17 protein-coding genes are annotated in these 13,963 nt (G+C 36.6%); 8 read left to right on the top strand and 9 right to left on the bottom strand.

Annotated features, from left to right (window positions below; translation table 11 throughout):
* Positions 1-26: 26 nt before the first annotated feature.
* On the top strand, positions 27-518 hold the full coding sequence (locus JFT89_RS16010; RefSeq protein ID WP_002068093.1) for a phosphatidylglycerophosphatase A family protein: 492 nt from the start codon (positions 27-29) through the stop codon (positions 516-518).
* Between the two features lie 19 nt (positions 519-537).
* Here JFT89_RS16010 and JFT89_RS16015 read toward each other — a convergent pair whose 3' ends face one another.
* The 3 genes from JFT89_RS16015 to JFT89_RS16025 all read right to left on the bottom strand — a co-directional run bounded on the left by JFT89_RS16015 (position 538) and on the right by JFT89_RS16025 (position 4,886).
* A complete protein-coding gene (locus JFT89_RS16015; RefSeq protein ID WP_002068092.1) occupies positions 538-1,017 on the bottom strand; it encodes a GNAT family N-acetyltransferase in 480 nt (159 codons plus the stop codon).
* 523 nt (positions 1,018-1,540) lie between these two features.
* A complete protein-coding gene (locus JFT89_RS16020; RefSeq protein ID WP_033707275.1) occupies positions 1,541-4,114 on the bottom strand; it encodes an FtsX-like permease family protein in 2,574 nt (857 codons plus the stop codon).
* Positions 4,098-4,886 carry an ABC transporter ATP-binding protein gene (locus tag JFT89_RS16025; RefSeq protein ID WP_002068086.1) on the bottom strand — a complete coding sequence of 263 codons (789 nt, stop codon included), beginning with the start codon at positions 4,884-4,886 and terminating at the stop codon, positions 4,098-4,100. Before JFT89_RS16025 ends, JFT89_RS16020 begins: the two co-directional genes overlap by 17 nt.
* Before the next feature lie 286 nt (positions 4,887-5,172).
* On the opposite strand from JFT89_RS16025, the gene JFT89_RS16030 reads away from it, so the two are divergent.
* Positions 5,173-5,754 carry an NAD(P)H-dependent oxidoreductase gene (locus tag JFT89_RS16030; RefSeq protein ID WP_033707274.1) on the top strand — a complete coding sequence of 194 codons (582 nt, stop codon included), beginning with the start codon at positions 5,173-5,175 and terminating at the stop codon, positions 5,752-5,754.
* 32 nt (positions 5,755-5,786) lie between these two features.
* On the opposite strand, the gene JFT89_RS16035 is transcribed toward JFT89_RS16030, so the two are convergent.
* The 4 genes from JFT89_RS16035 to JFT89_RS16050 form a co-directional block, all read right to left on the bottom strand.
* Positions 5,787-6,317, bottom strand: a complete 531-nt coding sequence (locus JFT89_RS16035) for a hypothetical protein (protein ID WP_016096610.1) — start codon at positions 6,315-6,317, stop codon at positions 5,787-5,789.
* A 114-nt stretch (positions 6,318-6,431) separates the two neighbouring features.
* The gene (locus tag JFT89_RS16040) at positions 6,432-7,196 is read right to left on the bottom strand and encodes a TIGR01457 family HAD-type hydrolase (protein WP_016096609.1); all 765 of its coding nucleotides are present in this window, start codon (positions 7,194-7,196) and stop codon (positions 6,432-6,434) included.
* Between the two features lie 107 nt (positions 7,197-7,303).
* Complete coding sequence (locus tag JFT89_RS16045; RefSeq protein WP_002068078.1) at positions 7,304-7,936, bottom strand: helix-turn-helix transcriptional regulator; 633 nt, start codon at positions 7,934-7,936, stop codon at positions 7,304-7,306.
* Between the two features lie 78 nt (positions 7,937-8,014).
* Positions 8,015-8,455 carry a DUF86 domain-containing protein gene (locus JFT89_RS16050; RefSeq protein ID WP_002068076.1) on the bottom strand — a complete coding sequence of 147 codons (441 nt, stop codon included), beginning with the start codon at positions 8,453-8,455 and terminating at the stop codon, positions 8,015-8,017.
* Between the two features lie 147 nt (positions 8,456-8,602).
* On the opposite strand from JFT89_RS16050, the gene glpX reads away from it, so the two are divergent.
* From glpX to JFT89_RS16070, 4 genes are all read left to right on the top strand, one after another.
* Positions 8,603-9,574, top strand: a complete 972-nt coding sequence (gene glpX / locus JFT89_RS16055; RefSeq protein ID WP_002068074.1) for a class II fructose-bisphosphatase — start codon at positions 8,603-8,605, stop codon at positions 9,572-9,574.
* A 16-nt stretch (positions 9,575-9,590) separates the two neighbouring features.
* The gene (locus JFT89_RS16060) at positions 9,591-9,857 is read left to right on the top strand and encodes a DUF3055 domain-containing protein (RefSeq protein WP_002034592.1); all 267 of its coding nucleotides are present in this window, start codon (positions 9,591-9,593) and stop codon (positions 9,855-9,857) included.
* A gap of 373 nt (positions 9,858-10,230) precedes the next feature.
* Positions 10,231-10,728 (top strand): cytoplasmic protein, encoded by a 498-nt coding sequence (locus tag JFT89_RS16065; protein WP_201040349.1) that lies wholly within the window; start codon positions 10,231-10,233, stop codon positions 10,726-10,728.
* Positions 10,729-10,739: 11 nt separating this feature from the next.
* The gene (locus tag JFT89_RS16070; RefSeq protein WP_201040350.1) at positions 10,740-11,261 is read left to right on the top strand and encodes a GNAT family N-acetyltransferase; all 522 of its coding nucleotides are present in this window, start codon (positions 10,740-10,742) and stop codon (positions 11,259-11,261) included.
* 10 nt (positions 11,262-11,271) lie between these two features.
* Here JFT89_RS16070 and JFT89_RS16075 read toward each other — a convergent pair whose 3' ends face one another.
* Positions 11,272-11,574, bottom strand: coding sequence for a YutD family protein (locus JFT89_RS16075; RefSeq protein WP_002015914.1), 303 nt, complete (start codon positions 11,572-11,574; stop codon positions 11,272-11,274).
* 118 nt (positions 11,575-11,692) lie between these two features.
* On the opposite strand from JFT89_RS16075, the gene JFT89_RS16080 reads away from it, so the two are divergent.
* Positions 11,693-12,271, top strand: coding sequence for a YhcN/YlaJ family sporulation lipoprotein (locus tag JFT89_RS16080; protein ID WP_002068062.1), 579 nt, complete (start codon positions 11,693-11,695; stop codon positions 12,269-12,271).
* Positions 12,272-12,298: 27 nt separating this feature from the next.
* Here the strand turns inward: JFT89_RS16080 and JFT89_RS16085 are convergent, their stop codons facing one another.
* Positions 12,299-13,030 (bottom strand): MerR family transcriptional regulator, encoded by a 732-nt coding sequence (locus tag JFT89_RS16085; protein ID WP_201040351.1) that lies wholly within the window; start codon positions 13,028-13,030, stop codon positions 12,299-12,301.
* A gap of 108 nt (positions 13,031-13,138) precedes the next feature.
* Here JFT89_RS16085 and JFT89_RS16090 point away from each other — a divergent pair, with 108 nt between their 5' ends.
* Complete coding sequence (locus tag JFT89_RS16090) at positions 13,139-13,954, top strand: YhfC family intramembrane metalloprotease (protein ID WP_201040352.1); 816 nt, start codon at positions 13,139-13,141, stop codon at positions 13,952-13,954.
* The last annotated feature ends 9 nt before the right edge of the window (positions 13,955-13,963 follow it).

The raw sequence follows: 13,963 nt of genomic DNA on the forward strand, positions 1-13,963 counted from the left end.
ACTAAAAAGAAAAAAAGGTGATAAACATGAAAGACTCAAATCAACTACAAGAAAGAGCATTACAACTATTACAAGAACGCGGTGTAACAATTGACGATATTGCTGAACTTGTTCATTTTCTTCAAAAGAAATACCATTCAAATTTAGAGATGTCAGAATGTCGCTATAACGTTGAGCGTGTACTATCAAAACGAGAAGTACAAAACGCACTTATTACAGGGATTGAACTTGATGTCCTTGCTGAAAAAGGAATGTTAAGCGCGCCGTTACAAGATATCGTAAAGCGTGACGAAGGACTATATGGAATTGATGAAGTTATCGCACTTTCAATCGTTAACGTATACGGGTCAATTGGCTTCACGAACTTTGGATATATCGATAAATTAAAACCAGGTATTTTAGAATACTTAAATGATAAATCAACTGGAAAGGTGCACACATTCCTTGATGATATCGTTGGCGGAATCGCTGCCGCTGCTTCAAGCCGTTTAGCGCACCGTGCTGAGCATTCAGAGTAACGTATCTAGGCCGTCAGTTTCATACTGACGGCCTTTCATATTCCATAAGCATAAACTCTCTTCCACGGCTCAAAAAAAGAGGTCCTACTTGAAATCCAATGTTTTTATATAGCCTAATCGCTCTCTTATTGAATGTCGCTACACTCAGTCGAAACATTTTCGAATTCAATTCCTCAGTAGCAAATGCTATTCCCGCTTGAAAAAATAATTCCCCCATCCCGTTCCCTGTTAACTCGGGCTTCATTCCAAGTCCTATATCTACTACATCTTCACCTTCATATAAATTGGCATCTCTTCCGCCCGGAACTTGTGCATTTTCTCCAAAACAAAAATAGCCGATGAATTCTCCCTTCTCTCCGCAACAACCGTAATACGTCCCATCTAGCAACTCTTCTATTACTTCAGCATCTCCCGAAAAGCTATATAACGTATAGGGATTTTCATACTTCCACGTATTTATTTCTTTCGCTTCTTCTTCTGTTAACTTATGTATATCCATTCATCTCGCTCCTTATCAAATACTCTACTAATCTATATGTATTTACTCATTCATTTTCCATACTTGATTCTCCTCTAATCGTAATATGCATAGTTACATACGCACACCCCTTTAAAAAATGCTAAAATTTATTTGAATCGCTGTTGCTACACTTCTTGATTAAAGAAAAGACGTTAAAACGGAAATTAGCGTCTTATCGACCTCAAGCAATTGACACATTTTGTCATCATGAAAGACACTCGAAAGAGTGTCTTTTTTTTCTATACCTGAGCAGGACCTGCTCATTTACAAAATTAATGCATAAATTAATATAACTCTTAAACGTATTATTCCCTTTCTATATGTTGCAGCGTTCGTTGCGACAGATTCGGATAATAAAAAGCACTCCAGCCAGAGTGCTTTTTACTTTCAAACAAGGAGGTTACATATATGGATAGTACTCTTGTATTTAACTTTGGCATTGGTATTGTTATCATTTTATTCGTCTTCTTTGTACTTTGTATGAGCGGGGTATAGTAATCTTTTATGCTGATAATTCCTTTAAAGTATCACTTAATTTGAACTTTCTTAATTGTAATGAAGCAATCATTGCCGCTCCTCCTCCGAGCACTAGACTAGCTAGAGCTAATATGAAAACTTGATTATACGGAATGATAATAACCGTTAATTCTAAACTTGATAACACAATATAACTAAATAAAATCCCGCCAAAAATGCCAATACAACCAGCTATCGCTCCAAGTAAAGTGCCCTCTAATAAAACAATCCGTCTCATTTGCTTCGGAATAGCTCCTACCGCACGAATCATACTAATTTCAGCACGTCTTTCATGTAAACTTGAGACAATCGCATTCATTAACCCTATACCAGAAATAATGAAAACAATTACAACTAACAAGCGAATTAACATCATCATTTGCGATAATAACTGCTCCTGTTCTTTTAATAAATCATGGCTATTAATAACTTCTACGTTCTCTTTATTATTTGTAATTTGTTTTACTTGCTTCTTAATTGCTTCAAATGATTGATTAGAATTTGTCATAATTTGAATCGCTTCATATCCTTGCACGTGAAACTTATCACGGGCCCATTGTTCATTTACAAAAACATCTGATCCTCTTAACCTTAATCCTTGCTCAATAATCGAAACGACTTTAATCGTTTGTTTTTCTTTTCCCTTCCCTTGTACTTCAAACGTATCATGCAACTGAAGCCCTAATTTTTTAGCCGTTTCCTTCGTAACAACTCCCTCACCGTCTTGTAATGGCTTATTTAAATTTTGTCCTGAAATCACTTTTGCCTTTGTTACTTTCTGATACGCTACAATATCATTACCTATAACTTCCATTGAATCATAGTTAAGATTATTTTTTTTCACATATTCATACCATTCTTGATTGGCTTTTTTAAAATCATAATTTACAAGTTTTGCTGTGAAATCAGTAGCATTCCCTACACTCGCTTCTACACCGTCAACTTTTCTAACCTTCTCCATCCAACTAAATGGTAAAGTTTCAATTCCTTGCGATTCCATCGGTACACGTATTACTAAATCAGCTGGTAAATGCTTTTGTAATCCTTTCTTCGTGCCTTCATACATGGAGTTTACATACATTGTTCCAACAAGTGCTAACATAAAACCAAATGCTAATATAGCAACTGACACCGCTGCCTTATTCCGATAACGAATTACATTACGGCTACTAATCGTCGTTTCAATTCGAAATACCATTTGCAAAGGTTTCGCAATAACTGGCGCTATCATACGAATAAATAACGGAATCGCAAATAACAAACCAACTGCAAATAACAGCGCTCCTATCGCACTTGGATTAAAACCGATATACTCCTCTAATACGTTACCTGCTAGTCCAATAACAGTACCAATGATTAAAATGCTACAACTAAAAGCACTCCATCTTTTTTCTTTTTTCTCATTACTAGGAAGTCCTGGCCGAAGTGCTTGAACTGGTGGAATCTTTCTAACCATGAAGGCAGGTATAATTGCCCCTATGACAGACATAACAATCCCTAGTAAAAACGTAATGAGTAAAATCTCACCTGAAATTGAGAATGATTCTTTCCCTGCCCCCTCAATATTCACCCATTTATTAATGAATGATGCTGCAATTGTTTGCGTACCTGCTCCAAGCATAACTCCTGCTAGCGATCCGATTGCCCCAATACATAAAGCCTCTAATAAAACGACTAATATAATTTGATTTGGATTACTACCAAGTGCACGTAATAGTGCCCATTGCTTAAATCGACTTCTGACAGATAAGAAGAAACTTCCCATTATTAAAAGGGCTACAACAAATAAGGCAATACCACCTAAACTAAAAATTAATGGCTTCATTACATTTAGTCGTTCAAATGCCTTATCTACATAAGTACGTTGGTCCACCTTTATATTTTCAATCTTTTTATGTACATCAAAAGCAATCGCTTTTTTCACATTTACATCTTGTACTTTCACTTGAACGAGATTGAATTGATTTGGTAAATTTAATTCTTTTTGAAGCCAATGGATTGGAAAATAAGCACTATGCCCCATTGACGCCATTAACGGTGGATTTAAAATACCGACAACTTTCACAGCCTTTTCGCCATGCTGCGGGAATGGCAGTTTAATCGTATCTCCTACACGTATATTTTCACGATCTGTATACCCTTTTGTCAGTGCTACTTCAGCACCTTCTTTCGGATATCGTCCTTCTAATATTTTATAAGAATGCATTTCTGGAGAATCTTGCTCAACACCCCAATAAGATGGCTTTCCCGATAACTCTTTATAATGTGGAAAAGGATACGGTATAAGTGCTTTTGATATTTTTTCAGCATTTTCTAGGCTATCTATTCCTTTTAAACTTTCATTATTTAAATATATATCATTTTTTATATAGCCAAATTGTAAATGATAATCTCCATACCGACTCACTACTTGTTCCTTCACACTTTGCTCTACTGATTGATTGCCTAGTAATAACATCGTCGCTAACATAACACCTAAAGCTGCACCAAGGGCAATCAACATATTTCGCAACCAATTTTGTTGCATTGATTTCAACGCATACTTAATTACCCAGCGCATCACCTTTACCTCCTACTTTAAAGTGACGATTCATAATCTCTTGAATTTGAGTAACTTGTTGCGGGATGTTTCGAAATTTCCATCCTTTACTTTCAGCATGCTCATGAATTACTTCACCATCTAATAAGACAACAACTTTATCAGCATGGGCCGCTACGAACGGATCGTGCGTTACAACGACAGCTGTTTGCCCTAATTCATCACATGCATTACGAAGTACCGCGATTATATTTTTGCTATTTTCTGAATCCAATGCTCCTGTTGGCTCATCAGCTAATATAATAGCTGGCTCATTTGCAAAAGCCCTTGCTATCGCAACCCTTTGCTGTTGCCCACCTGATAACTGTGCTGGTAAATGCTTTTCTTTTCCTTTCAATCCAACGAGCTCTAATAAACGATTTGCTGTCACCGTTGCCTTCTTTTGCGAAACATTATCTAATAGTAAAGGCAACCCTACATTTTCCTCCGCATTAAACACTGGAATTAAATTAAACTGCTGAAAAATAAAACCGATTTTATGCCTTCTAAATAAAGCGAGCTCTTTTTCTTTTAATGTTGAAATCTCCGTACCATCAACTCGAATACTACCTACCGATGGAATATCTAATCCACCTAACAGCTGAAGTAAAGTCGTTTTACCCGATCCACTTGCCCCCATAATACAAACAAAGTCACCTTTTTGAATTTGAACATTAATATCTTTTAAGATTTTTACTTTACTATCCCCAATATCAAACGATTTTTCTAACCCTCCAATTTCAATAATATTCATCCCGATATCCCCTTTTCTCTCTATTTACCAATCTATATATTCTATTCGAAAATGCAAAATCCCTACTATTTTGTATTTTTTTGTCACATACTAACATTTATATTAACCGGCAGTAAGTGCCCGATTAGTGTGAGCAAATAATCAGTGCGGGATGGACACCCCCCACCGATTAAAATTTCACTTTATTTCTCACGTCAGAAAAGTTGACTCTCGCAACGGAAGTAACCATAATAGTTACACGGATATATAAAAACTATTCACATATCCACAATTAGGAGGAAGAACAATGAAACATGTGATCGTTTATGCACACCCGAATACAGAAAGCTTCAACCATGCAATTTTAGAAACTGTAAAAAGTGAATTAGAAGGAAAAGGTCATGAAGTACGCGTTCGTGATTTATACGAATTAAACTTCAATCCAGTATTAGGTGCTTCCGATTTCATCTCATTTTCCCAAGGAAACACACCAGAAGATATTAAAGAAGAACAAAAGCATATCTCTTGGGCTGATAGTATTACATTCATTTACCCAGTTTGGTGGGCGGGTCTTCCTGCTATTTTAAAAGGATACGTTGACCGTGTATTTAGCCACGGCTTCGCTTATGCTTACGGTGAGAATGGTATTGAAAAGTTATTAAGCAGTAAAAAAGGATTGTTATTATCTACGATGGGAAATTCGAAAGAAGTATACACAGCAGGCGGGATGTTTGATGCAATGAAAAAAACAACTGATGCTGGTATTTTTGAATTTACGGGCATTGAAACACTTGAGCATACATTCTATACAAGTGTTCCTTCTGTGGATGACAGTGTGCGTAAACAATATCTTGAAGAAGTAAAAGAAGTTGTGAATCGCGTATTTTAATAAAAAACTCCGGTTATAACAACCGGAGTTTTTTATTTCATCATCAATTTCGGAATATATCTTTGAAGAATGCTTTCTAATTCATTCATATCTTCCTGTCTAATAAGTAAATTTACATTGTCATTCATTTTTTCTCGCCCGCGATATAAAAATATATTTTCTTTTGGATTTTCCCATGTTGATGTTTTATAGCCTTTTAATTCTTCGTATGAATAAAAGTTCAATCCGTCTATTACACCTTTTTCATATATTTGTACACTTTTAATAAGATGGATAGCTATTAAAGTCATAAAACAACTTGCTACAGCATAACTACCTGACTGAATGAGAAACTGTTCAAATGTACCAATATCACCACTTACGTATTGAGCATATATATACATACATTGTCCGATAAAGTACGCTGGTCCAAGTAAGGCAATCCAACGTCGTTTCACCCGAGGATATGCTGCAATAAGCTTTCCCGCGCTTTTTTTCATTTCATTTATTTTATATATCTTCCATAGAACAAAGAATAAAACACATAATGTAAAAATAAACATAATACATGACATCCAGTACACTCTTATTTTCCCCCTTCACATCATTACATATAAATTTTACATTTTAAATCCCTATAGTACATATGCAATTGTGCATAAAAAAACAGGCAACCTCTTCCGGTTACCTGCCTTTCATTACATCTTCTCAATCCACTCCGTCAAGTTATGCACAACTTGCGTCGGTTGTACTTCATATTCTGTTAACTTGTCCACAGTTGTTACTCCAGTGTGGACAATAAGGGTATGCATACCAGCATTTATCCCCGCTAAAATATCTGTATCGTAGTTATCCCCAACCATTAAAGCTTCTTCTTTTCCTACGCCAAGCACTTTTAACGCTTGTTCCATAATGATTGATTCTGGTTTTCCAATAAAGATTGGATCCACACCTGTTGATACTGCTACAACTGATGTTAATGAACCGTTACCCGGTAATAATCCGCGCTCGGTCGGAATTGCGATATCCCCATTTGTTGAAATAAACGTTGCACCGTTACGCACAGCAAGACATGCTTTTGCTAATTTTTCATATGTGATATCGCGATCTAAACCAACAATGACGAAATCAGGATTTTCATCCACAAGTTCAAATCCTTTTTCCACAAGAGCAGCGTGTAAGCCTTCTTCACCAATCATATATACAGTTGCATCTTGTTTGCGCTCATAAATAAAGTTCGCTGTAGCCATGCTCGTTGTGAATACTTGCTCCGCTTTCGCTGGAATATCGAAACGAACAAGTTTTTCTGCAACTTGTTCTGGTTTACGAGTTGAGTTATTTGTAACGAATAAATATGGAATACCGCGTTCTCCTAATGCTTTTACGAAGTCACTTGCTTCTTCAATTTGTTCTTCACCGCGATACATCGTACCGTCTAAGTCAATTAAATAGCCTTTATACATCTGTTTGCCTCTCCTTCTATGCTAACGTTCATATCTATCATACCACTCTTATATTAACCCCTTTTTCAAAAGAAAAAAACGCTTTACCCTAAAGCGTCCCATAACGTTCATTTTTTCTCTTTTATTTGGTACGAACAATTACAATCGCCCACGCACATGTTTGCTAACGTCTTCACATTTGCATCTGCAAATAACCGCTTATACATATCTTTTTCATCTTCACACACTTGCGGGAATCTCTCTGCAATTTCCTTTAACGGACAGTTTTGCTTTTCAAATATGAAAGAATGCTCCCCATCTCGCTTTATTTGAACCATATAACCGTTTCTCTCTTGCATAGCAGCTACTTCTTGAACTTTATACGCTAAATTGCTTTGATTACTTATCCTCTTTTGCAACTGTTCTTCCATTCGTTTCGTTCTCGCTTGCAAGACGTGACGCAGCATTTTTTCATCGCCCATTCGAGCTAAATCTTCTAGCATATCAATAGCAAATTGCTTATATTCTTTCGGGAATGTATCTTCTCCCTTTTGACTTAATCCATACAAATATGTTGGTCGTCCGACATGCTGTCTTACCATCTTTGAATAGATTAGCTCATCATTTTCTAGTTTACTTAAATGCCTTCGAATCGCCATCTCAGTAATCTCTAAAGCTTCAGCTAAATCTGCTACAGTATGCTCACCCTTTACCTTCAATAATTGTACAATCTCTTCTTTCGTAGTACGTGCTTCCCCCATATTTCACCCTTCTCCCTTTTCTCTCTCATATACAATATAAGATCCCCAAAGGAATCTCCGGGGATCTTATAAGCATAATTATTCTGGTACAAATGCAGATACAGGTCCTAATTCCTTTTCTAAATAACTACGAATATTCGCTGGGTATTTCTCTACCACTGCGATATTTTTTTGAATCGTCTTATATAATTCATCATGATTCATTTGAATATAATCTTGCGTAAGCATTTTTCGAAGAAGAATAATTTCTTTAATATGCGCTCCCTCTTCTCCACTTATAACTCTCTCGTCCATTAAAATATCAATAATATCTTCGTAACTTCCTGGATCGCGCATAATAAATCCATCAATCATCGCATTCCCTACATCTAATATACAATCGATAATAAGATGCGCCATGCGCTCTAATGCGTAAAATTCAAACTCGGTTTCATATGTCTTTTTCTCTTGAAATGTATTTGTTGCTTGTTCTAAACATACTAGCATTTGTTCTATTTTTTTTCTGTCTACGAAGTACATGAATGTCACCTACCTGGAAATTAAAGCATTTACATTTTAATTGTAACGCTTTCTTCTGAAAAAATCGACAATTTTTCGAATTCACCTTTTCCTCGTTATTTGTTATAGTTATATTTGTATGATTTTTGAAATTGGAGGAATGCAACCTTGGAACGTGAACTCGCACTAGAAATTGTCCGTGTAACAGAAGCAGCAGCCTTAGCATCCGCACAGTGGATGGGCCGCGGAAAGAAAAATGAAGCAGATGATGCAGCAACTACAGCTATGCGTGATATGTTCGATTCAGTAAACATGGCAGGTACAGTTGTAATCGGTGAAGGAGAACTTGATGAAGCACCGATGTTGTATATTGGTGAAGAACTAGGAACAGGTAACGGTCCAGAAGTAGATATCGCTGTTGACCCATTAGAAGGTACAAACATCGTTGCGAAAGGCCTTGCAAATGCAATGGCAGTTATCGCAATCGCAGATAAAGGAAACCTTCTTCATGCTCCGGATATGTACATGGAAAAAATCGCGGTTGGTCCAAAAGCAGCTGGTAAAATTAGCTTAGATGATCCAATTGAAAAAACAATTGAAATTGTAGCAGAAGCAAACAATAAAAAAATTCGTGACCTAACGGTTATCATCCAAGAACGTGAACGTCATCAAGATATTATTGACCGTGTTCGTGCAAAAGGTGCACGCGTAAAACTATTTGGTGATGGAGATGTTGGTGCATCAATCGCTACAGCTTTACCTGGAACGGGTATCGACTTATTCGTAGGTGTAGGCGGAGCTCCAGAAGGCGTTATTTCTGCAGCAGCATTAAAATGCCTTGAAGGTGAAATGCAAGCTCGCTTAGTTCCAATGAACGAAGAAGAAGAAGCTCGTTGTCGTGAAATGGGATTAGAAGATCCTCGTCAACTTCTTATGTTAGATGACTTAGTAGCTGGTGATGACGCAATCTTCTCAGCAACAGGTGTATCTGCTGGTGAATTATTAGACGGCGTGAAATTCCTTGGCGGAGATTTAGCTGAAACATATTCTATCGTTATGCGTTACAAAACAAGAACGGTACGATTCATTAAAACGCATCACCATTTAGATCATAAACCACACTTAAACTTAGATATTTAATAAAGGAGCCATGTGTATGGAAGAACGTTTCTTTCTGTACGACGATACAGTCGCTACAAAAACTCGTTTCGTTAGCTTTTTGGGGGAAAATGAGCGTCATGATTTAGCGCTTTTATACTCCGATCGTCATTACGGTAAAACGATAGTCCTTGATATGCAGAGCAACAAATTTGCTATCATCGGTCCTGACGATTTAAACGAACAAGGCTACTTAGAGCATGCATTTTCGATGTCTGAAGAAAATGCAGAAGAATTACGCTCATTTTTATTTGAACTTATATAATTTATCTAGTGCACCAGCTATGTTAGCTGGTGTTTTTTCACAATTTATATTTTGAATTTTCAATCTTATGTGTTATACTTATGAACAAATCTATTTGGATAGAAAGGACGTTATCTGCGTATGCCAACATTTACTTTGTAATGGACCAGCAATTGGATAGCATTACTCTCAAAAAAGCACCGTGCTTTTTCAAGGGAGTAGTCTGCCCATTCCCATTACAAAGGAACGTAACGCATCTGTAGTATGATGTTTACGGAGGTTCCTCTTGGGGGAACCTCTTTTTATTTTTGTCTACTTCTTATGTCTTCATACTACAAGACATCCAAATAGCTGTATTACGTTCTTTTGCCACTAATATAAGAGGTGAAGGAAAATGCAGAAAGTACAACTTTCTTGGAGTTTATATGAAAATGAGTTATCCACAATCGAAAAATATTGTAAAAATTGCAGACGTACTACCCTTTTTACTGATACGAACATTCGCAGGCATAATGCAAACGGAAAGAATATATACCGATTTGCAATTTATAAATGTCCGAAAGATCATACGTGGAATCAAAAACTTCATATTTATAAATCATTTACTGATCACGTCGAAACTGTCGACATGACTCAGCAAGAACAAACTGAAACAAGTACTACCATTTCCATTACACAATACAAAGAAAGTGGTATAGCCGAAATAACAATCGTATTAGACATCGTTTTTGGTTCCCACCGAATTGATAAAGTGTTATCCACATATATTTCAGATTGGAGCCGTACTATCATTGTGGATAAAATTAAAAATGGAGCTATCCAACTAAATGGACAACAAATGAAACCAAACAAAATGCTTTCTGAAGGTGATTACATTTCAATTTGTTTGTAAGGAGGACTCCCATGTTAACGGTGAGAAAAGGTACGATTGATTTATTGAACGACTTAGATGTAATGTATACAGCATGCAAAGAATTACTCTTACAGAACAAAATTTATCAATGGGATGATTCTTATCCGACGCGAGAACACATTTCCTATCATTTAGAACAAGACGAATTATATTGTCTATTCCAAGACCAAGTACTTGTCGGCGCTGTTGTCTTAAACGAAGCAGAGTCTCCAGAATACAAACTAATTGACTGGTCAGAAACAGACGGACACTTTCTTATCGTCCACTCTTTCGTTATCCATCCGCTCGCGCAAGGCAAAGGATATAGCAAAGTACTATTATCCTTTTGGGAAAACGAAGCAACACAAAACACCTACACTGGAATACGCCTAGATTGTTTTACAGGTAATCCCGTCTCATTAAGCCTATATGAAAAAAATAATTATATTTGCCGAGGTGCTGTTTATTTCAAAAGTAAACAGCCTCCTCATAATTGGTACAACTGCTATGAAAAAATCCTCTTACAATCGTAAGAGGATTTTTTCATTTCTTCACTTTTCGTAATACGAAGTGTGCACAACCGAAGTTACAGTACTCGTATAAATACTCTGATAAAGTACTAATTTTCGTATCATATGTCGAACGTTGATTACTATCATCAAAGAATCCACGCAATCTAAGTTGCTCATAACCCCAGTCTCCAACGATATAATCATATTTATTTAAAATTTCTGCATAGCGCTCTTTAAGTGCTTCTTCACTAAAACCATCACGAAAGTTTTTAATTACTTCGTACTGAACATTATTAACGCTCACCGTAGTATGAATCTCTTGCTTTTGCTCCATTATGAACTTCCTCTCTAAGCATTCTTCTTTTTATCGTATCACAAAGCATAACAACCAACAATTTCAAATACAAAAAATTGAAAATTAGTGCATGCTATGGAGAAGGAGGTGATACATCGTGAAAAAGCAAATTATACTCTCTCTTCTCACTCTTTCCTTATTTGCAGGCTGCCAATCAACTAATAAAGCTGAAATGGAGCGTGAAGAAGGAAGTCGTGTTCTTGTTTCCAACAAAAACGACATGTATCATACGGAAAACACAAATACAAGGTTAACGAGAGTCGGTTATTCTTCTAAACAGAAGCATGAAGTATCTAACAAACAAGTAGGCGCTATTAACCGTGAGAAAGTCGCCGAAATGATTACGAGCATGACAGTCAAACTTCCTGATGTCACCAATGCCGCTACACTCGTTACCGACGATGAAGTGTTCGTTGTATACCGTGCAAACACAACGGATCCGAAACTCGTAACAGATCAAGTATATAAAACAGCTTTGTCCATCGTCCCTCGCTATTATAAAGCATATGTATCAACAAACCAAAAGTTGATTTCTCAAATTCAAGGTCTTCAATCTGGTAGCTTAAACGATAAAGAATATGAACAAAGTCTTGATATGCTAAAACGTGAAATGAGTAAAAATCCTCATTTGAACAATACAGGGGATCAAACTTTGAATGATATGATTAAAAAGTAAAAGGTGGAGAAAACCTCCACCTTTTTACTATTTCTTACGATTCGCATAAACCTCCATCGCATCACACATAAACTGAGCTAATCCCCCGCCGAACTTATCAATATTTTTCGTAAAGCGCTCATCAGCGACATACATTTGACCGAGTCCCTTAAATGCATCTAATGAATATTCACCGAAGTTTTGCAAGTAATCGTACCATACCCCGATTGCGGATTGCGCCTCTTTAGAATCAGGTGCTCCATTTCGAAGTGTTGCTAGATTTCTGTAAATATTATTAAACTCCTCCTGTTTCTCTTTAGACATCCCCTTCGCTGTTTTATTCGCTTTATCTACAGCCTCATCTCCCCATCGTTCACGTGCTTCTTCTTCGTACGGGTTATGGCTAAAATCAAACCCTTCAAATTTCTCTTTATTTGTCATCTCAATGTCTCCTTTTGTATGCTTAATTGTTTTATCAATCGTCGCTATCACTTTATCCAACCTAGCTCGCTTTTCAAGAAGCATTTTCTTATGAAGCTGTAATGCCTCTTCACGGTCGAATGAAGGACTCATGATAATCTCCTTAATCTTCTTTAAAGGGAAGCCAAGCTCTTTAAAAAATAAAATTTGCTGCAACGTTTCTAAATTTTCATTGGAATACAGACGATATCCAGACTCTGTCGTCTCATCTGGGGTTAACAACCCAATTTCATCGTAATGATGCAGTGTGCGCACACTAATTCCAACTAAATTAGCTACTTCTTTTATCCTCATTGTCATGCGTATCTCCCCCTTAATACATACGATAAAGTATGACGTAACGTTAAAGTCAATAAAAATTTCATTTTGTTTTTGAAAGATTCATCTCTCCACATTCCCCTACATTTCATGCATAATATATATGTACATACATTAGAAAGCGGTGAAAGTATGGTTTCAAATACTGTAATTGCCAGTATCATAATTCAACTCGTTGTTTCGGTTCTGGTCCCAATTATTGTACTCGTTTATTTCCGTAAGAAATATAATATTAATTGGAAAATAGTTGGCGTTGGTATCCTTATCTTTATCGGGTTTACCCAAATTCTCGAAACACCATTCCAATTATTCATGCGTGGTAATCCCACAACAGCTGAGTTTTTAAAGAGCCCATTTATCTTTTCGATTTTCGGCGGACTAACTGCTGGTATTTTTGAAGAACTAGGTCGTTTCGTTGCCTTTTACTACTTACTGAAAAAATATCGAGATTATAAAGACGGTCTTGCGTACGGAATTGGACACGGCGGTATTGAATCGATTTTAGTCGGTGGATTCGCTGGGCTTCAAACTCTTACCTTTGCAACATCTATTAACAATGGTAGCTTCGCTCAAATGGTTGAACAATACCCACAACTGAGCCATATCAAGGACTTGTTAATAGAGCAACCTGCCTACTTATACTTACTCGGTAGCTTAGAAAGAATTATGGCACTCGTTCTGCAAATTGCTTTTACAATGCTTGTCGTATACGCAGTAAAACAAAAGAAATACATCTTCCTCGTATACGCTATACTATTCCACGCACTTGTAGACTTTTTCGCAGCACTTTACCAAACAAAAATGATTAACATCTTTGTAGCAGAAGGAATTACTCTTCTCTTCGCGATTGGTGCTTTCGTTCTTATTCGCAAAATGAAAGAGAAATTAGTGAGTGCTTCAGAGTAAAAATAAACC

Origin of the sequence: Bacillus sp. TH25, assembly GCF_016650935.1 — a bacterium.
Classification (GTDB): Bacteria; Bacillota; Bacilli; order Bacillales; family Bacillaceae_G; genus Bacillus_A; species Bacillus_A mycoides.

Bases quoted from the DNA above. Each gene is read 5' to 3' on its own strand.
- JFT89_RS16010 (WP_002068093.1), top strand. From the start codon at position 27: ATGAAAGACTCAAATCAACTACAAGAAAGAGCATTACAACTATTACAA.
- JFT89_RS16015 (WP_002068092.1), bottom strand. From the start codon at position 1,017: ATGGATATACATAAGTTAACAGAAGAAGAAGCGAAAGAAATAAATACG.
- JFT89_RS16020 (WP_033707275.1), bottom strand. From the start codon at position 4,114: ATGCGCTGGGTAATTAAGTATGCGTTGAAATCAATGCAACAAAATTGG.
- JFT89_RS16025 (WP_002068086.1), bottom strand. From the start codon at position 4,886: ATGAATATTATTGAAATTGGAGGGTTAGAAAAATCGTTTGATATTGGG.
- JFT89_RS16030 (WP_033707274.1), top strand. From the start codon at position 5,173: ATGAAACATGTGATCGTTTATGCACACCCGAATACAGAAAGCTTCAAC.
- JFT89_RS16040 (WP_016096609.1), bottom strand. From the start codon at position 7,196: ATGTATAAAGGCTATTTAATTGACTTAGACGGTACGATGTATCGCGGT.
- JFT89_RS16045 (WP_002068078.1), bottom strand. From the start codon at position 7,936: ATGGGGGAAGCACGTACTACGAAAGAAGAGATTGTACAATTATTGAAG.
- JFT89_RS16050 (WP_002068076.1), bottom strand. From the start codon at position 8,455: ATGTACTTCGTAGACAGAAAAAAAATAGAACAAATGCTAGTATGTTTA.
- JFT89_RS16060 (WP_002034592.1), top strand. From the start codon at position 9,591: ATGGAAGAACGTTTCTTTCTGTACGACGATACAGTCGCTACAAAAACT.
- JFT89_RS16065 (WP_201040349.1), top strand. From the start codon at position 10,231: ATGCAGAAAGTACAACTTTCTTGGAGTTTATATGAAAATGAGTTATCC.
- JFT89_RS16070 (WP_201040350.1), top strand. From the start codon at position 10,740: ATGTTAACGGTGAGAAAAGGTACGATTGATTTATTGAACGACTTAGAT.
- JFT89_RS16075 (WP_002015914.1), bottom strand. From the start codon at position 11,574: ATGGAGCAAAAGCAAGAGATTCATACTACGGTGAGCGTTAATAATGTT.
- JFT89_RS16085 (WP_201040351.1), bottom strand. From the start codon at position 13,030: ATGACAATGAGGATAAAAGAAGTAGCTAATTTAGTTGGAATTAGTGTG.
- JFT89_RS16090 (WP_201040352.1), top strand. From the start codon at position 13,139: ATGCATAATATATATGTACATACATTAGAAAGCGGTGAAAGTATGGTT.